This window comes from Streptosporangium sp. NPDC002721 (assembly GCF_042888905.1).
GTDB lineage: Bacteria > Actinomycetota > Actinomycetes > Streptosporangiales > Streptosporangiaceae > Streptosporangium.
Map to the genome: position 1 here is coordinate 303,068 of NZ_JBIAQI010000010.1, position 18,559 is coordinate 321,626.

The 18,559-nt window shown below is 70.8% G+C and carries 14 protein-coding genes; 7 read left to right on the forward strand and 7 right to left on the reverse strand.

The genetic code is table 11. The features are described from left to right. The first annotated feature begins 61 nt into the window (after positions 1 to 61). From ACFYWM_RS16680 to ACFYWM_RS16705, 6 genes are all read left to right on the forward strand, one after another. Positions 62 to 1,609 (forward strand): ABC transporter substrate-binding protein, encoded by a 1,548-nt coding sequence (locus ACFYWM_RS16680; RefSeq protein ID WP_389915123.1) that lies wholly within the window; start codon positions 62 to 64, stop codon positions 1,607 to 1,609. After that, positions 1,609 to 2,562 (forward strand): ABC transporter permease, encoded by a 954-nt coding sequence (locus ACFYWM_RS16685; RefSeq protein WP_389915126.1) that lies wholly within the window; start codon positions 1,609 to 1,611, stop codon positions 2,560 to 2,562. The genes ACFYWM_RS16680 and ACFYWM_RS16685 overlap by 1 nt, the downstream gene beginning before the upstream one ends. A 99-nt stretch (positions 2,563 to 2,661) precedes the next feature. Next, positions 2,662 to 3,513, forward strand: a complete 852-nt coding sequence (locus ACFYWM_RS16690; protein WP_389915129.1) for an ABC transporter permease — start codon at positions 2,662 to 2,664, stop codon at positions 3,511 to 3,513. Further along, a complete protein-coding gene (locus tag ACFYWM_RS16695; RefSeq protein ID WP_389915132.1) occupies positions 3,510 to 4,328 on the forward strand; it encodes an ATP-binding cassette domain-containing protein in 819 nt (272 codons plus the stop codon). The genes ACFYWM_RS16690 and ACFYWM_RS16695 overlap by 4 nt, the downstream gene beginning before the upstream one ends. 61 nt (positions 4,329 to 4,389) lie before the next feature. Then, a complete protein-coding gene (locus ACFYWM_RS16700; RefSeq protein ID WP_389915135.1) occupies positions 4,390 to 5,178 on the forward strand; it encodes an ABC transporter ATP-binding protein in 789 nt (262 codons plus the stop codon). A 623-nt stretch (positions 5,179 to 5,801) separates the two neighbouring features. After that, positions 5,802 to 6,704 (forward strand): TIGR03619 family F420-dependent LLM class oxidoreductase, encoded by a 903-nt coding sequence (locus ACFYWM_RS16705; protein WP_389915138.1) that lies wholly within the window; start codon positions 5,802 to 5,804, stop codon positions 6,702 to 6,704. Between the two features lie 183 nt (positions 6,705 to 6,887). On the opposite strand, the gene ACFYWM_RS16710 is transcribed toward ACFYWM_RS16705, so the two are convergent. From ACFYWM_RS16710 to ACFYWM_RS16740, 7 genes are all read right to left on the reverse strand, one after another. After that, a complete protein-coding gene (locus tag ACFYWM_RS16710; protein ID WP_389915141.1) occupies positions 6,888 to 7,823 on the reverse strand; it encodes an aldo/keto reductase in 936 nt (311 codons plus the stop codon). A 201-nt stretch (positions 7,824 to 8,024) separates the two neighbouring features. After that, a complete protein-coding gene (locus ACFYWM_RS16715) occupies positions 8,025 to 9,038 on the reverse strand; it encodes an ABC transporter permease (protein WP_389915144.1) in 1,014 nt (337 codons plus the stop codon). Continuing rightward, a complete protein-coding gene (locus ACFYWM_RS16720) occupies positions 9,035 to 10,531 on the reverse strand; it encodes a sugar ABC transporter ATP-binding protein (RefSeq protein WP_389915147.1) in 1,497 nt (498 codons plus the stop codon). The genes ACFYWM_RS16715 and ACFYWM_RS16720 overlap by 4 nt, the downstream gene beginning before the upstream one ends. Then, complete coding sequence (locus ACFYWM_RS16725; RefSeq protein ID WP_389915150.1) at positions 10,531 to 11,592, reverse strand: sugar ABC transporter substrate-binding protein; 1,062 nt, start codon at positions 11,590 to 11,592, stop codon at positions 10,531 to 10,533. Before ACFYWM_RS16725 ends, ACFYWM_RS16720 begins: the two co-directional genes overlap by 1 nt. A 137-nt stretch (positions 11,593 to 11,729) precedes the next feature. After that, complete coding sequence (locus tag ACFYWM_RS16730; RefSeq protein WP_389915153.1) at positions 11,730 to 12,476, reverse strand: SDR family NAD(P)-dependent oxidoreductase; 747 nt, start codon at positions 12,474 to 12,476, stop codon at positions 11,730 to 11,732. Further along, positions 12,469 to 13,830 (reverse strand): L-fuconate dehydratase, encoded by a 1,362-nt coding sequence (locus tag ACFYWM_RS16735; RefSeq protein ID WP_389915156.1) that lies wholly within the window; start codon positions 13,828 to 13,830, stop codon positions 12,469 to 12,471. The genes ACFYWM_RS16730 and ACFYWM_RS16735 overlap by 8 nt, the downstream gene beginning before the upstream one ends. Continuing rightward, positions 13,827 to 14,672: a fumarylacetoacetate hydrolase family protein gene (locus tag ACFYWM_RS16740; protein WP_389915159.1), complete on the reverse strand. Its 846-nt coding sequence runs from the start codon at positions 14,670 to 14,672 to the stop codon at positions 13,827 to 13,829. Before ACFYWM_RS16740 ends, ACFYWM_RS16735 begins: the two co-directional genes overlap by 4 nt. Before the next feature lie 467 nt (positions 14,673 to 15,139). Between ACFYWM_RS16740 and ACFYWM_RS16745 the strand changes: the two genes are divergently transcribed. Continuing rightward, entirely contained in the window at positions 15,140 to 18,358 is a 3,219-nt protein-coding gene (locus ACFYWM_RS16745) for a glycoside hydrolase N-terminal domain-containing protein (RefSeq protein WP_389915161.1), read from the forward strand. Positions 18,359 to 18,559 lie beyond the last annotated feature (201 nt).

Below are 18,559 nucleotides of genomic sequence, written 5' to 3' on the forward strand. Positions count from 1 at the left end.
ACCTATAAAATTGGTAGGGATTACATTGATTTTTTCCGGCGGTTGCCTCACAATCCATGGCATGAGCCTCCGCGCCACCCTCGCCCTCGCGCTCGCCGCGGCCCTGCTCGCGGCCGGCTGCTCGGCGGGCCCGTCCGGGTCCGGCGCCCCCGCGAACCCGACGAACGCGGCCGACCAGGCGGTCGCACGGGGGCCGAACCTGGACGCGAGCGTCACCGTCCGCCTGGTCCTCGAACCGACCAGCCTGGACATCACCAAGGTGGCCGGTGCCGCGCTGGAGCAGATCCTGCTCGGCAACATCTACGAGGGCCTGGTCAAGACGGGGGCCGACGGCACGATCGGGCCCTCGCTCGCCCGGCTGCCCGAGGTCTCCGGCGACGGCCTGACCTACACCTTCACGCTGAACGGGGCGACCTTCCACGACGGCTCGCCCGTCACGGCCGCCGACGTCAAGCACTCCTTCGACAACGTCGTCGCGAAGGACTCCGTCAACCCCGCGAAGGCGTCCTTCGCCTCCGTCGAGAAGGTGACCGCGCCCGACGACGGCACCGTCGTGGTGAAGCTCTCGCGGCGGGACACCACCTTCCTGTACGCCCTGACCGGCCGGGCCGGAGCCGTGCTGAAGAAGGGCGCCTCCAACGACCTCGCCTCGTCCGAGAACGGGTCGGGGCCGTACAGGCTCAAGGACTGGCAACGCGGCTCGTCGATCACCTTCGTCCGCGATGACTCCTACTGGGGAACCAGGAGCAGGGTCGCGCAGATCGTCTTCCGCTACATCCCCGACGAGAACGCCGCGCTCAACGCCCTGCGTACCGGAGAGATCGACGTCTTCACCGTCAACGGCGCCGACCAGCTGACCGCCGTCAAGGACGACCCCTCCTTCACGGTCACCAGCGGGCCCAGCAACACGATCTTCGTGCTCGGCTTCAACAACTCCAGGGGGCCGCTCAGGGACCCGCGGGTGCGGCACGCGCTGCGCGCGGCCGTCGACAAGGACGGGCTGATCACCATCCTCGGCGGGGACCAGCTGTACGCCAAGGTCGGCAGCCACGTCTCACCCACCGACCCGTGGTACGAGGACCTCACCTCCATCGACGCCCACGACAAGGAGAGTGCCAGGAAGCTTCTCGCCGACGCGGGGCACGGCTCGGGCCTGAACCTGGAGCTGACGGTGCCGAACATCTACCCGCCCACCATCGCCGACTATCTGACCGCCCAGTACAGGGACGTCGGGGTCACCCTCAAGGTCAACACCGTCGAGTTCGCCGTCTGGCTCGACAAGGTGTACTCCAAGGCCGACTACGACCTGTCGCTCGTGGCCCACGTCGAACCGCTCACCCTGCTCAAGTACGCCGACCCCGGCTACTACTGGCGCTACGACAGCGAGGACGTCCAGACCTGGACCGGGGAGGCGGTCGCCGCCAAGGACGACGCCGAACGCGACGGCCTGCTCAGGAAGGTGGCCAGGAAGGTCGCCGAGGACGCCCCGGCCGACTGGCTCCTGCTGGGCAGGAGCACGACGATCGCCAAGCCGGGCGTCACGGGCTTCCCGGACAACGACACCGCCTCCCGGTTCGACCTGTCCGGGCTCCAGGTGGCGCGGATCTAGTGGCGGCCCTGTTCGTGCTCCGGCGTCTCGCGTCGCTGGGGGCCTCGCTCCTCGGGGTGAGCGTCCTCGTCTTCGTGCTGCTCCGCCTGCTCCCCGGCGACCTCGCCTCGATCATCGGCGGGGTGCAGGCGACGCCGGGGCAACTCGCGCGGCTGCGCGTCCAGCTGGGCACCGACCGCCCGCTGGTCGCGCAGTACGTGGACTGGGTGGGCGGCGTGGTCACGGGCGATTTCGGCACCTCGATGCTGAACGGGGTGTCGGTCACCGACGAACTGCGCCGCAAGCTGGTCGTCACGCTGCCGCTCACGCTGGCCGGCAGCGTGCTCGCCGTCGCCGTCGCCGTCCCCCTCGGGACGTACGCCGCGCTGCGCCACCGTTCCCGGGACGGCGCCGTCGTGTCGGCGGTCGGCCAGCTCGGCATCGCGGTGCCCACCTTCTGGATGGGCATCATGCTCGCGGTCGTCTTCGCCGTACATCTGCGCCTGCTGCCCGCGCAGGGGTTCCCCGTCGCGGGCTGGGCGGAGCCGGTCGCCGCCGCGCGCGGCCTCGTCCTTCCCGTCGTGACCCTCGCCCTGGCCCAGGGCGCGGTGCTGCTGCGTTTCGTCAGGTCGGCGACGCTGGACGTGCTCCACGCCGACTACGTGCGCACGGCGCGGGCGAAGGGGCTCACCACGCCGGGGGCCGTGATCAGGCACGGCCTGCGCAACGCCGCGATGCCGGTGGTGTCCGTGCTCGGCATCCAGTTCGCCTCGCTCGTCGTGGGCGCCGTCGTGGTCGAGAACGCGTTCAACCTGCCGGGCGTCGGCCGCATGCTCCTCGCCGACGTCGGCAACCGGGACCTGGTGAAGGTCCAGGGCACGGTGCTGCTGCTGTCGGCGCTCGTCCTGGTGATCGGGACGGTGATCGACGTGGTCCACCGGCTGCTCGACCCCCGGTTGAGAGGTGCCACGTGAGGCCCCGGCCGAGGGGGCCGCGCGGGGCTCCCGTCGAGCGGTGCCGCGTGAGGTCCTGGTCGAGAGGTGCCGCGTGAGGCCCCGGTTGGGAGGTGCCAGGTGAGCCCCCGGCCGGAGGCCTCCTCGCGGAGCCTGCCCGCGCGCCTGTGGCGCGGCGGCAGCGGGCGGGCCGGCCTGCTGCTGTCCGGTGTCGTCGTCGCGGCGGCGCTGGTCTCACTCGTCTGGACCCCGTACGACCCGGGCCGGATCGACCCGGGCGCGAGCTGGGCGCCGCCGTCCTGGGAGCACCCGTTCGGAGCCGACCGGCTCGGACGCGACCTGCTCAGCCTGATCCTGGCCGGCGCGGGCACCACGCTCCGCGTCGGCGTGGCCGCCGCCCTCGTCGCCACGCTGGTGGGTACGGCCCTCGCCGCGGCGGCGACGTCACGGTGGCTCGGCGCGCTCGTCGCCCGCGCGATCGACGCCCTGATCGCCCTCCCCACGCTTCTGCTCGCCATGGTCCTGGTCGCGGTGTACGGCGCGGGCACGGTCGTGGCCGTCGTCGCGATCGGCCTCGGCGAGGGGTTCTTCGTGGCCCGCGTGCTGCGCGCCGAGATGGCGCGCGTGCTGGGCTCCGACTACGTGGTGGCCGCGCGGGCCGGCGGGGCGGGCCGGTGGCGCGTCATGCGCGAGCACGTGCTGCCCAACGTCCTGCCCACGCTCACGGTGCTGGTCTCGCTGGTCATGGCGATCGCCGTACTGGCCGAGGCGGCACTGTCCTACCTCGGGTACGGCGTGCCCTCCGACACTCCCACCTGGGGGAGGCTCCTCGAGGAACTGCAGGCGCAGATCACCATCCGGCCGCTGGTGCTGGTGTGGCCGGGGCTGGCCATCGTGGTCACGGTTCTCGGGCTCAACCTGCTCGGGGACGGGCTGCGCGAGGCGGGCGATCCCCGGATGAGGACGAGATGACGCTGCTGTCCGTCGAAAACCTGACCGTGGGCTTCGGGGCGGAGCGGGTCGTCGACGGCGTCGCGTTCTCCCTCGGAGCGGGGGAACGGCTCGGCCTGATCGGGGAGTCGGGCTCGGGGAAGACGCTGACCGCGCTCGCCCTGGCCGGGCTGCTGCCGCCGGAGGCGCGGGCGCGGGGCAGCGTCCGCCTCGACAGCCGGGAGCTGCTGGGGCTGCGGGAGCGGAGCCTCGCGCGCCTGCGCGGCGACCGCATCGGCTTCGTCTTCCAGGAGCCGCTCACCGCGCTCAACCCGTCGATGCGCGTCGGCGCCCAGATCGTCGAGCCGCTCCGGATCCACCGGGGCCTCGCCCGGCGCCCGGCGCGAGCGGCCGCCGTCGAGCTCGCGGCCAGGGTGGGCCTGCCCGACCCGGACAGGATCGTCCGGTCGTACCCGCACCAGCTGTCCGGCGGGCAGCGGCAGCGGGCCGGCATCGCGATCGCCCTGGCCTGCCGTCCGGCCCTGATCGTCGCCGACGAGCCCACCACCGCGCTCGACGTCACCGTGCAGGCCGAGATCCTGCGCCTGCTCACCGGCCTCGTACGGGAGGACGGCAGCGCGCTGCTGTTCATCAGCCACGACCTGGCCGTCGTCGCCCAGGTGGCGGAGCGGGTCGCGGTCATGCGCGACGGACGGATCATCGAGGAGGGACCCACCCTGGACGTCCTGCGCTCCCCGGGGGAGCCGTACACCAAGGAACTCGTCACCGCCGCCCGCGCCCTCACCTGGACCGGGCGGCCGCCGGGAACGGCACCGGAGACGGGCGGAGAGTCATGAGCGGGCCGCTGCCGAACGCCGACCGGCTGCCGGGGACGACTGCGGAGACGGGCGGCGGGTCATGAGCGAGCCGCTGCTGCGCGCCGACGGACTGAGCCGCTCCTACCGGTTGCCCCGCACCTCCCTCCTCGGCTCCCGGGCGGTCCGCCACGCCGTGCGGGAGGTCACGTTCGAGCTCGCCGAGGGGTCCTCGCTCGGGATCGTCGGCGAGTCGGGCGCGGGCAAGTCCACCCTGATCCGCCTCCTGCTGGCGCTGGACAGGGCGGACGCGGGCACGGTCCGCTACCGCGGCCGCGACGTCCGCCCCGGCCGGCCGGGCGCCCTGCGATGGTTCAGGCGCGAGGTGGCGGTCGTCCTGCAGGACCCGATGAGCTCGCTCGATCCCCGCATGACGATCGGCCGGACCGTCGCGCAGCCGCTCCGGGCCCTGGCCGTGCCGGGAGACCACGCCGCGCGGGTGGCGGAGGTGCTCACCGCCGTCGGGCTCGACCCCGAGGCCGGCGCGCGCTATCCCCACCAGTTCTCCGGGGGGCAGCGGCAGCGCGCCGCGATCGCCCGCGCCCTCGCCCCGCGACCGCGGGTCCTCGTCGGGGACGAGCCGGTCAGCGCGCTCGACGTGTCGACCCGCGCCCAGGTGCTCGACCTCCTCGCCGGGCTCGCCGCCGCCGAACGGCTCAGCGTGATCGTCGTCTCCCATGACCTGGGCGTCGTACGGCAGCTGTGCGACCAGGTCCTGATCCTGCACGACGGGGCGGTCGTCGAGCAGGGCCCGACCGCGCGCGTCTTCGAGCGGCCTGGTCACGCGTACACCCGGACACTGCTCGACGCCGTCCCCCGGCTACCGATCTGATTCGAGTTCGGCTTCCTCACCCACGTCCACGGCGAGTTCGCGGAGACCGTCACGGAGGAGGCGCTCCACACGCTCTATACGCTCCGCCGCGCGCCGGCGGGACACGAGCCGACCTCCTCGGGGGCGGTCCCGCGACCGCCTGCTTCCGGCATGACGGACCGGGTCCGGGACCCGGCGTCCCTCGCGTACGCCGCGTGGCGGATCGTCGTGGCGTGGTCGCCACCGTCCGCGCCGCCCGGTCGCACGCGCGTCCCGCCGGAACCGCCGGGCGGACGCTCCGAGCCACGTGCTCTCGCTCCGGCCCGTACGTGACCTTTCTCATACGATCGCGAACGTCATCACAGAAGACCACCTTGCCTCGTCTCCAATGAAGAACCGAGAGGAGACCGAGGGAGCGTGAGGAAGCGTGTCCGGCCGCCGGTGCCCGTTCCGGCGAGGCGGCCGTCGCTCCGTTCGCGTGGCCGCCCGGCCTTCGGCCGTTCCTCGCCGAGGGGGTCGGCGACACGATCCAGGGCGGTCGTCCGCGACCACCCGGGCCCCCGGTCGACGCCGATCACGGATTTCTTTACAAAACGGTCTTCGAGCTGTTCAACAGAATCACGACACAGAAGAAGGTGATGGCAATGCGAATCGGTCTGTCCCTGCCACAGATGGGGGCGATCGCCGAACCCGATCGCGTGGGGGAGTTCGCGGCCAGGGCGGAGGAGCTCGGGTACGACAGTCTGTGGGCGCAGGACCGGATTCTGACGCCCCTGCGGCCCTCTCCCGTCTATCCGGGTTTCACCCCGGAGCAGCCATGGCCGCCCGAGCAGGCCCGCGTCGCGGACCCGATCGTCGCTCTGACCCTCGCCGCGTCCGTCACCAGCCGCGTCCGGTTGTCCACCAGCACGTTCAACGCCACGTGGCACCACCCGCTGTTTCTCGCGCGTACGTTCACCTCACTGGACCTGCTCAGTCAGGGACGGCTCGACCTGGGGTTCGGCATCGGCTGGATGCGTACCGAGTACGAGGCCCTCGGCATCCCCTTCGCCGGGCGTGGGGCGCGGCTGGAGGAGATCATCGTCGCGATGCGGACGATCTGGGCCGACGACCCGTTCGAGCACGACGGGGAACTCTGGCAGATCCCGCCCTCTCGCCTTGAGCTGCGTCCCTTCCGGCCGGGCGGCCCCCCGCTCCTGCTGGGCGGCTACGGAGCGGAGGCGCTGAAGCGCGTCGGCCGCCTCGCGGACGGCTGGCTGCCCGCCGCCACGGCCGCCGACGGGCTGCAGGTCGAGGCGCTCGCCCAGATATGGGAACTGGTCAGGCACACCGCCGCGTCGGCGGGCCGCGACCCGGACACCCTGCGGCGTGAACTCCGTGTCAACACCTCGCCCGGCAGGCCGGTCGACGACGCCGTACGAGTGGCGCTCACCGCGCGGGACGCCGGTTACGAGGGCGCGTTCATCGATCTCCACTACATCGCCACGGGCACCGACCACGCGCTGGAACTCGCGGCCCGCGCCAAGGAACTGTACGAGAGGGGCTGAGAGACGGGGACGAGCCCCGGGCCCTTGTCGATCCGCCCCGCGGGCGAGCCCTGGAGTCGCGGCAGGACCCACCGGCCGTCTCCACCGACGACCGGCCTCACGGACTCGCCCCCGCTTCTCACCACCGGTCCCCCGGGTCCCGTGAAGGCGACCACCGGCCCCTCCGGGGCCTGTGAAGGGGACTCAGGGAATCAGACCCTCGTCCGCGAGGTCGGTCCACAAAGCCTCGGGGACGGGCCTGGCGGTCAGGTCCGCGTTGCGGGTGACCTCGGCCGCGGAGCGGGCGCCGATGACGACGGTGGTGACGGCCGGGTGGCGCAGGGGGAAGGCGAGGGCCGCCTGGGGGAGGGTGACGTCGTGGCGTTCGCAGACGGCGGCGATGCGGCGGGCGCGCTCCAGGAGCGGGCCGGGGGCGGGGACGTAGTCGTAGGTGCCCGACGGGTCGTGGGTGGCGAGCAGGCCGCTGTTGAACACCCCGGCGGCGAACACCGAGACGCCGCGCTCGGCGCACAGCGGCAGCAGCTCGTCCTCGCCCGACTGGTCGAGGAGGGTGTAGCGCCCGGCGAGCATGACCATGTCGACGCCGGTCTCGCGGACGAACCGGGTGAGCATCGCCGCCTGGTTCATGCCGGCCCCGACGGCCTTGACGACGCCCTGGTCGCGCAGTTCGGCGAGGGCCGGGTACGCCTCGGAGACGGCCTGCTCCCAGTGGTCGTCCGGGTCGTGGATGAGGACGATGTCGACCGCGTCGAGGCCGAGCCGCTCCAAGCTCTCCTCCAGCGACCGCAGCACCCCGTCGCGCGAGAAGTCCCACACCCGGCGCAGGTCGGCGGGGACGTCGAAGCCCTGGTCGTCCCGGCCGAAAGGGCCCTCGCCGGTGGCGGGCACGAGCAGGCGGCCGACCTTGGTGGACAGGGTGTAGGAGTCGCGGGGCCGCTCCGCGAGGGCGGCGCCGAGCCGCCGTTCCGACAGGCCGAGCCCGTAGTGGGGCGCGGTGTCGAACACCCGGACCCCCGCCTCGTAGGCCGCGTCCACCGCCGCGCGCGCGACGTCCTCGCCGACCTCCGAGAACAGGTTCCCGATCGGGGCCGTACCGAAGCCGTACCTGCTGACCTGCACCGCTCGCTCCGTCCGTTCCGTACAGCTTCATGTTGCTCGTACCGCTTGATCGATCAATGCCCTTTGTATCGCTTCAGCCTCGCGGGTGGCTTCACATTTCCTCACCGCTCATGGCTTCCCGCGGCTCCACGGCTCGGGCCCGTACGGCCTCCTCCCCCGTACGGGCCGCGCGGCCTGATGGCTCACGCCACCGTCAGAGCGTCAATCTTGGGCCTTGCCGCCCGCCAGGCGGCTGATCATCAGGGCGACCAGGATGATCGAGCCGTAGACGAGCTGCTTCCACTCGCCGGGGACGCCCTTGAGGGTGAGGATGTTCTCGACGAGGCCGATCACCAGGACGCCGGTGAGCGCGCCGAGGATCGTGCCCTTGCCGCCGTCCATGCTGACACCGCCGATGACGGCCGCGGCGAAGGCCATGAAGATCCAGCCGACGCCTTGGTTGGCGCTGATGCCGCCCAGGCGGCCGGTCTCCAGCACCCCGGCGAGCGCGGCGACGATCCCGCCGATGACGAAGACGACCCAGACGACCCGCTCGACCCTGATGCCGGCCGCGCGGGCGGCGTCGGCGTTGCCGCCGATGGCGTAGAGCGCGCGGCCGCCCCGGAAGTAGCCGAGGGCGACGATGGCCACCGCGAAGAGGACGCCGGTGATCCAGATGGCCGCCGGCAGGCCCAGCCAGTTGGCGCTGCCGAGATAGAGGAACGACTCGGGCAGCTCGAACAGGCTCTTGCCCTGGGTGAGGCCCAGCTGCAGGCCGTGCACGACGATCATCATGGCCAGCGTGACGATGAAGGCCGACAGCTGGAAGCGCAGGATCAGGAAGCCGTTGAAGGCGCCGACCAGGCCGCCGACCAGCAGGCACAGCGGGATGGCCAGGATGCCGGGCAGCTCCAGGCCGAACCCGCCGGCCGCCACCGGGATGACCAGCATCACGCCGACGGCGGGCGCCATGCCGACCGTGGACTCCAGCGACAGGTCGAACTTGCCCGCGATCAGGATCAGCGCCTCGGCGAGGACCACCAGTGCCAGCGCCGACTGCTGCTGCAGCACGTTGGTCAGGTTGCCCGTGGTGAGGAAGACCGGGTCCACGAAGGAACCGGCGATCAGCAGAACGACGATCACCGGGACCAGGGTGAGGTCGCGGAATCGCCCGAGCTGGATACGGCGGCCGGTCGGGGCCGCCAGCACGGGCGGGGGGGTCTTTGTCGTGGTCATGAGTGGTCGATACCTTCCATCGCCGCCACCAGCTCGTTGTCGGTCCAGCCGCGCGGCACGTCCTTGACGATCCTGCCGTGGAACATGACGAGTACGCGATCGCAGATGCGCAGGTCGTCGAGTTCGTCGGAGACCAGTACGGCCCCCGCCCCTCGCTCGGCCGCGTCCTCCACGGCGCCGAGCAGGGAGTGCTTGGCCTTGACGTCCACCCCGGCGGTCGGGTTGATGACCACGAGCGCGTTCGGGTCGTCGGCGAGCGCCCTGGCCAGCACCACCTTCTGGGCGTTGCCGCCGGACAGGTCGGCCACCGGCTGGTCGGGGCCCGTCGTCTTGATGTCCAGCAGGTCGATCATCGCGGCACCGCGCTCGCGGCGGCGGGCCGGGGAGACCGCGCCGTAGCGGCCGAGCTTGTGCGCGATCGGGATGGTCGCGTTCTCGGCGATCGACAGCAGCGGGACGAAGCCCTGGTGGTGCCTGTCCTGGGGGACGAACCCGAGCCCGGCGCGGAGCGCGGAGGGCACGTCGCCCTGCTTGACGTCGGTGCCGTTCACGGTCACCGTCCCGCTGTCGGCCCGGTGCAGGCCGACCAGGGTCTCGGCGAGGCCGACCTTGCCGCTGCTGCCCGAACCGGCGAGACCGACGATCTCCCCCGCCCGTACGGCCAGGTCCACGTCCTCGTAGCGCCCGGCGAGGCTGAGCGCCTTCGCGGCCAGCACCACGGGGGCCGCGGGGGCGACCGTCCGGGTGCGGTACTCGTAGGCGGCGGTGGCCTCGCCGGTCATCGCGTCCACGAGCTGGTCGTGGGGCAGGTCGCCCACCGGGGCGGTGACGATGTGCCGGGCGTCGCGGAAGACCGAGACGCTCTGGCAGATCTCGTACACCTCCTCCAGGTGGTGGGAGATGAACATCATCGTGACGCCCTGCTCGCGCAGGGAGCGCATCCGGTCGAAGAGCCGCTGGATGGCCGGGCCGTCGAGCTGCGCGGTGGGCTCGTCCAGGATGATGAACCGGGCGCCGAACGACAGCGCCCTGGCGATCTCCAGCAGCTGGCGCTGCTCGACCCCCAGGTCCCCTGCCATGGTCTCCGCGTCGACGTCCACGCCGTACTGCTCAAGGAGCTGGCGGGCCCGCGTGCGAAGGCTCCGCCAGCTGATCCTGCCCCGCTCTGTCTGGCGGTTCAGGAAGAGGTTCTCCGCGACGGACAGGCTGGGGATGATCGTCGACTTCTGGTAGACGCACGCGACCCTCTGCCGCCAGGCGTCCCGGTCGGCCGGCGACGGCGCGGGCTGCCCGGCGAAGCGGACCTCGCCCTCGTCGGGACGCTGGAGCCCGGTCAGGATCGACACCAGCGTGGACTTGCCCGCGCCGTTCCTGCCGACGAGCGCGTGCGTCTCCCCCTCGGTGATGGCGATCCCGGCACCGTTGAGCGCGGTGGTCGGGCCGAAGCGCTTGGTGATCCCAAGCGCCTCGACTGCCTTGACGGAAGATGTCATCACTTGACCTGGTTGCCCCAGAGAGCCTGGTCGTCCACGTTCTCCTTGGTGACCAGCGGGGCGGGGAGCTGGTCCTCAAGGCCGTTCGGCAGCTGGATGATCGTGCTGTCGTGGTCGGTCGGGCCGGGCTGGAAGGTCTTGCCCTCGGCGGCGGCCTTGGCGTAGAAGAGCGCGTACTTGGCGTAGAGGTCGGCCGGCTGGGAGACCGTGGCGTCGATCTCGCCCTTGCGGATCGCCTCGAACTCCTGCGGGATGCCGTCGTTGGAGACCACGAAGACGTGCTTGGGGTCCTCCGGCGGCGAGATCAGGCCCTTGGCCTTGAGCACCTGGAGGGTGGGGGCGAGGTGGACGCCTCCGGCGTGCATGTAGACGCCCTTGATGTCCGGGTGCTGCTCAAGACGGGTCTGGAGCATGGAGGCGGCCTTGGTGCCCTCCCACTCGGTCGGCTCCTCGAAGACCGTGATGCCGGGGAACTTGTCCTTCATGCAGCCGCGGAACGCCTCGGCCCGGTCACGGCCGTTGATCGACGACAGCGCGCCCATGAGCTGGACGACCTTGCCCTTGCCGCCGAGCTTCTCGCCGAGGAACTCGCACGCCTTCGTGCCGTACGCCTTGTTGTCGGCCCGCACGACCATGTAGACCTTGCCCTTGTCGGGGCGGGTGTCCACGGTGACGACCGGGATGTTCTTGCCCTCCAGCGTCTGCAGCGTGGAGGCGATGGCGCCGGTGTCCTGCGGGGCCATCACGATCACCTTGGCGCCCTGGCCGGTGAGGGCCTGGGTGTTGGCGACCAGCTTGGCCACGTCGTTCTGCGAGTTGGTCGGCGGCATCAGGTCGACACCCAGCTCGGTCGCCATCTGGGGGACGTACTTGTTGTACGAGTTCCAGAAGTCGGAGTCGGTGCGGGGGAAGTCGATGCCGACCTTGGCGCCCGCGGGGGCGGCGGCCGCGTCACCGGTGGGCTGGGCGCCGGTGGTGGCGGGCTCCGACGATCCGCAGGCCGAGAGGGTGAAGGAGATCGCGAGCAGTGCCGCACCTGTCGCCGCGGGTCCGATTTTCATACCGTTGCCTCGATTCAAAGCTATATGGGGGGTGAATTATTTTTCGACCGGCTTCTCGGCCGATTGCTTGATCGACTTCTCGTCCGGCTTCTCGACCGGCTTCTCGACCGGCTTCTCGATCAACACGGGAAGCTCGGTCATGACTTCGGCCGGAGCCTGAGCCCCTGCATCCCGCCGTCCACAGCCAGGGCCGTGCCCGTGGTGGCACCCGCGAGGGGGCTCGCGAGGTAGGCGATGGCCGCGGCGACCTCCGGGGCGCTCACCAGGCGGCCCGTCGGCTGGCGCCCCTCCAGGGCCGCCCGCTCGGCCGCCGGGTCCTCGGCCGCGTCGAGCAGGCGCTGCACCCAGGGGGTGTCGGCGGTGCCGGGGTTGACGCAGTTGACCCGGATGCCCTCGCGGACGTGGTCGGCCGCCATCGCCAGGGTCAGGGACAGGATGGCCCCCTTGGACGCGCTGTAGAGCGCCCGCTGGGGCAGTCCGGCCGTCGCCGCGATCGAGCAGGTGTTGACGATCGCGGCGTGCGCCGAGCGGCGCAGGTGCGGCAGGCTCGCCCGGGTGACCCGGACGATGCCCAGCACGTTGACGTCCAGGACCCTGGACCACTCCTCGTACGGGTTGTCCTCGATCGTCCCGGCGGCGCCGATCCCGGCGTTGTTGATCAGGATGTCCAGGCCGCCGAGCCGCTCGACGGCCAGGTTGACGGCCGCGTTGACCGCCTCCTCGTCGGTGACGTCCGCCTTGACCTCGACGAACGGCCCCTCGGAGGAGTTGACGTCGAGGGAGGCCACCCTCGCGCCCCGCTCGGCCAGCAGGGTGGCGGTGGCCAGGCCGATGCCTGAGCCGCCACCGGTGACCAGGGCGCGCAGGCCGTCGAACTCACCCATTGAGGGACCTCCATACCGGGCCGTCGGGGTACGTGTAGTCGATGATCGAGGCCGCGTGCATGGCCGCCCCGAAGCCGGGCCGGCTCGGCGCGGCGTAGGCGCCGTTCTCGATCACCACGGGATCGACGAAGTGCTCGTGGAGGTGGTCGACGTACTCGATCACCTTGCCCTCCATCGAGCCGCTCACCGCGACGTAGTCGAACATCGACAGGTGCTGGACCAGCTCGCACAGGCCGACCCCGCCCGCGTGCGGGCAGACCGGGACGCCGAACTTGGCGGCGAGCAGCAGGATCGCGACGTTCTCGTTCACGCCCGCGACGCGGGCCGCGTCGATCTGCAGGTAGGAGATCGCGCCGGCCTGCAGCAGCTGCTTGAAGACCATGCGGTTCTGCACGTGCTCGCCGGTGGCCACCGGGATGGGCGCGATGCCCCGGGCGATGGCGGCGTGGCCGAGCACGTCGTCGGGGCTGGTCGGCTCCTCCACCCAGTGCGGGCGGAACTCGGCGAGGGCGTTCACCCAGGCGATGGCGGAGTCGACGTCCCAGCGCTGGTTGGCGTCGATCGCGATGGGGAAGTCCTCGCCGCAGGTCTCGCGGGCGATGCGCATCCGCCGCCTGTCGTCCTCCAGATCGGCGCCGACCTTCAGCTTGATCTGGGTGAAGCCCTCGTCCATCGCCTCCTTGCACAGGCGGCGCAGCTTGTCGTCGCCGTAGCCGAGCCACCCCGGGGAGGTCGTGTAGGCCGGGTAGCCGTGCTCGCGCAGGTGGGCCACGCGCTCGCGCCTGCCGGGCTCGGCGGCGCGCAGGATGTCCAGCGCCTCCTGCGGGGTGAGCGCGTCGGTGAGGTAGCGGAAGTCGACCAGCTCGACGAGCTCCTCGGGGGACATCTCGGCGAGCAGCAGCCAGAGCGGCCTGCCCGCCCGCTTGGCCTTGAGGTCCCAGAGCGCGTTGACCACGGCGGAGATCGCCATGTGCATCACACCCTTCTCCGGGCCGAGCCAGCGCAGCTGGGAGTCGTGGACCATGTCCTTCCAGAGCGCGCCCATGTCCTCGACGTCCCTGCCGAGCACGTACGGCTCCAGCGCCCTGATCGCGGCGGTCTGCACCTCGTTGCCGCGCCCGATGGTGAAGGCGAACCCGTGGCCCTCGAAGCCGTCGTCGGTCCGCAGGATCAGGTAGGCGGCCGAGTAGTCGGGGTCGGGGTTCATCGCGTCGGAGCCGTCGAGCTCCAGCGAGGTGGGGAAGCGGATGTCGTGGGTCTCCATCGAGGTGATGCGGTACGAGCCGACCCCCGTCAGGACTCCCTCGGCCGTCTCCACGGCCGTCCCCTCGCGAGTACCGGTCCTGTCGCTCATGCCTGCCCCATGACCTGTCGCTGGCGCCCGAGGCCGTCGATCTCCAGCTCCACGACCTGACCGGCCCGCAGGTACGGCGTGCCGGGCAGGCCGAGCGCGACGCCCGCGGGGGTGCCGGTGTTGATGAGGTCACCGGGTTCGAGGACCATGAACCGGCTCAGGTAGCGGACGATCTCCGCCACCGTGAAGATCATGTTCTTGGTGTCGCCGTTCTGGAACGGCGTGCCGTCCACCCACAGGCGCAGGCCCAGGGACTGGGGGTCGGCGATCTCGTCGGGGGTGACCAGCCAGGGGCCGAGCGGGTTGAAGGTCTCGCAGGACTTGCCCTTGTCCCACTGGCCGCCGCGCTCCAGCTGGAACTCGCGCTCGGAGACGTCGTTGGAGATGGCGTAGCCCGCGATCTTGGACAGCGCCTCCTCGTGCGTCTCGACGTAGCGGGCCGTCTCGCCGATGACGACGGCGAGCTCGACCTCCCAGTCGGTCTTCACGCTCTCCCTGGGGATGAGCACCTCGTCGTCGGGACCGACGACCGTGTTGGGGGCCTTCATGAAGACGATCGGCTCGGCCGGGATCGCGGCGTTCGTCTCCTCCGCGTGGTCGCGGTAGTTGAGCCCGATGCACACGATCTTCCCCGGCCTCGCGATCGGGGCGCCGATCCGCAGCCCCTCGGCGTCCAGCACGGGAAGTTCGTCCCGCTCCAGGGCCTCTCGGACACGAGCCACTCCCCCGGAAGCGAAGAAAGCCCCGTCGATCTCGGCTTCCGAGATTTCGCGGAGGTTACCGGCCCCGTCCAGGACGGCCGGTCGCTCCTGGCCGACGGGTCCCACTCGCAGCAGCTTCACACCGCACCCTTCGTTGATACATCGGATGTCTTGTCTCGTGATGCTGAACGACGCCGAACCTCGGTGTCAACCCCTCCCGGCTCGATACGTCCGATCCGTTATCGAGGAGAAACCGCAGCTGGCAGGGGTAATACCGGATCGTGCCCTAACTTTGACCTCCAGTCATCGGATTTCCCCGCGCGGACGGAAACAGAGATCATCTAGGACGTTCGTGGTGGTGAGCGGCACAAAAGCGATCAACTGTCGATAAACATCGGAGGATGAGGCTTGTTACGGCGGAATTTCGGTGCTATCTCCTTGAAACAGTCCCGCCCTGTGATCGGAGGAATCCGTTGCACCGCCCCCCACGACGCCGTCTCGGCGTCGCACTCCTCGCCGCACTCACCCTCGCTACCGGGTTGTACGGCCAGAGCTCGGCCAACGCGGAGCTGTCAACAAACCTGACAAGCGCAGATACACCCGATGACTTGACGCTCTGGTACGACAAACCGGCCACAGACTGGGAGACCCAGGCGCTGCCCATCGGCAACGGCGCGCTGGGCGCCATGGTGTTCGGCGGTGTCAACAGCGAGCAGATCCAGTTCAACGAGAAGTCCCTGTGGACCGGCGGCCCCGGCGCGCACAACTACGACTTCGGCAACTGGACCTCCCCCAGGCCGAACGCGATCGCCGAGGTCAGGACGCAGATCGACCGCGACGGCAAGATCTCCCCCGAGGCGGTGGCGGCCAAGCTCGGACAGCCCAAGAGCGGCTTCGGCGCCTACCAGACCTTCGGTGACCTCTGGCTGGACATGCCCGAGATCCCGGCGGGCGCCGCCAGCGGCTACCGCCGGGAGCTGAACCTGCGCGACGCGGTCGCCAAGGTCGGCTACAGCGCGGACGGGGTCACCTACTCCCGCGAGTACTTCGCGAGCCACCCCAGCAACGTCGTCGTCGGCAAGGTCTCCGCCAGCGAGCGCGGCAAGGTCTCCTTCACGCTGCGCACCTCCTCGCCCCGCAACGACAAGCAGGTCTCGGTCTCCAAGGGCCGCCTCACCGTCAAGGGCGTGCTCGCCGACAACGGCATGAAGTTCGAGGCGCAGGTCCACGTGGTCACCCAGGGCGGCACCCGGACCGACGGCACCGACAGGATCACCGTCACCGGAGCCGACAGCGCGATGTTCGTGCTGTCGGCGGGCACCGACTACTCCGACGTCTACCCCACTTACCGGGCCGAGGACCCGCACGCCAAGGTGACCGCGGCGGTCGACGCGGCCGCCGGAAGGTCGTACGAGGGGCTCAAGGCCAAGCACCTGACCGACTACCGGAACCTGTTCGACCGGGTGAAGCTGGACCTCGGGCAGAAGGCTCCGGCCATCCCGACGGACAGGTTGCGCGCGGCGTACACCGGCGGGGCCTCGACCGACGACCGGGCGCTGGAGGCATTGTTCTTCGCCTACGGCCGCTACCTGCTGATCGCCTCCTCCAGGGAGGGCTCGCTCCCGGCCAACCTGCAGGGCGTGTGGAACAACTCCACCAACCCACCCTGGTCGGCCGACTACCACGTCAACATCAACCTGCAGATGAACTACTGGCTCGCCGAGCAGACCAACCTCGCCGAGACGACCGAGCCGTACGACAGGTACGTCCGGTCGATGGTCGCCCCCGGGCAGAAGACCGCGCAGGAGATGTTCGGGTCGCGCGGCTGGGTGGTGCACAACGAGACCAACCCGTTCGGCTTCACCGGCGTGCACAACTGGGCCACCTCGTTCTGGTTCCCCGACGCGGCGGCGTGGCTCACCCAGCAGATGTACGACCACTACCGCTTCAGCCGCAGCAACAAGTACCTGCGCACGACCGCGTACCCGGTGATGAAGGGCGCGGCCGAGTTCTGGCTGGACACCCTCTACACCGACCCGCGTGACGGCAAGCTCGTGGTCTCCCCCAGCTACTCCCCCGAGCAGGGCGACTTCACCGCGGGCGCCTCGATGTCCCAGCAGATCGTCTACGACCTGCTGACCAACACCCTGGAGGCGGCGAAGGAGCTGAAGAACGACAAGCCCTTCCAGGCCGAGCTGCGGGCCGCGCTGGACAAGCTCGACCCGGGCATCCGGATCGGTTCCTGGGGACAGCTCCAGGAGTGGAAGGCGGACCTGGACGACCCGCGCAACGACCACCGGCACGTCTCCCACCTGTTCGGCCTGCACCCCGGACGGCAGATCGTGGCCGGCACCCCGGAGGCCGAGGCGGCCAGGATCTCGCTCACCGCGCGAGGCGACGGCGGCACCGGCTGGAGCAAGGCGTGGAAGATCAACTTCTGGGCCCGCCTGCTGGACGGCGACCACTCGCACAAGATGCTCAGCGAGCAGCTCAAGAGCTCCACGCTGGACAACCTGTGGGACACCCACCCGCCGTTCCAGATCGACGGCAACTTCGGCGCCACCTCCGGCATCGCGGAGATGCTGCTGCAGAGCCAGCACGACACGGTCCACGTGCTGCCCGCGCTGCCGTCGGCCTGGTCCGACGGCTCGGTCACCGGCCTGCGCGCCCGGGGCGACGTGACCGTGGACGCCTCGTGGAAGGACGGCAACGCCGACAGGGTCACCGTGCACGCCGGGAGGTCCGGCCTCCTCAAGGTCCGCACCGCCATGGTCGACGGCCTCTACCACGTCGAGGACGAGAGCGGAAAGACGATCACCCCGCCCCGCGACGGTGACGTCATCACCATCGACGCCAAGGCCGGGGAGTCCTACACGATCGTCAACGGGGTGACCGTCAAGATCACCGCACCCGTGATCGCGGGCGCCGGCGAGTCGATCCCGGTCACCGTCACCGTCACCGCGCCCGGCACGAAGGACGTGCCCGCCGGCACGCTGACCCTCGCCCTGCCGCAGGGCTGGACCGCCACCCCCGCCTCGCCGGTCCAGGTGCCCGCCGTCTCGCCGGGCAGCCCGAAGACCTTCGCGTTCTCGGTGGCCGTCGGTCCCGCGAACGGGACCAGGTCCGCGCGGATCGCCGCGGAACTCTCGGGCGACGGCTGGAAGGCGGGCAGCTCGGCGGCCGTCGGCCTCAACCCGTGCGTCACCCCGCCGACGGACAGGGCCGTCGTCGCCTGGGACCCGACCTCGGGCACGACCGTCACCGACAGCTCCGGCAGCGGCAGGAACGCCACCGTCGTCGGCACGGCGACCTACGACGCCACGGCCCCGAGCGGCAGCGGGCTGGTCCTGAACGGCTCGACCTACCTCAACACGGCGAACACACTGATGGGTTACATGCCCGAGGCGACGTTCGCGGCCGAGGTCAAGATCGGGGGAACCGGCTACCGGAGGCTCTTCGACTCCCAGCCGGGCGGCAACCCCGGCACCGACGGGATCATCATCGACCTCACCCCCTCCAACACCCTGCGCTTCATCGGCGCCGGGCAGAACGTGGGGCTGAGCGGGACGATCCCGACCGGCCGCTACATCGACCTCGTCGTCACCATGAACCGCAACGGCGCGATCAACGCCTACGTCGACGGCACCCGGGTCGGCGGCGGCAACGCCACCACCGACGGCATCACCGGCTGCACCTCCCGGCCGCTGCGCTTCGCCGCCGACCAGGACGGCGGCCAGCGCCTGACCGGCGCGGTCGACCGGATGGCCATCCTGCCGAAGGCCCTCACCGCCGCGGAGGTGGGCACCTGGCGCGACATCGCGTTCTGATCCGTAGGTGCCCGGCTCCTCCTCCGGAGCCGCCACCGAGTTCCACCCGATGAGGCCCGGGACGCCCACGCGTCCCGGGCCTCACGGCCGTGCGCGGCACCGGGGGCCGCTGCGTAGAGTCCTAACTTGACGGGTCTTCCCCGCCGTAATAGAACACGTTTCAGAAAGAAGAATCGCCAAACGCCTGATCAAGCGCTTGGT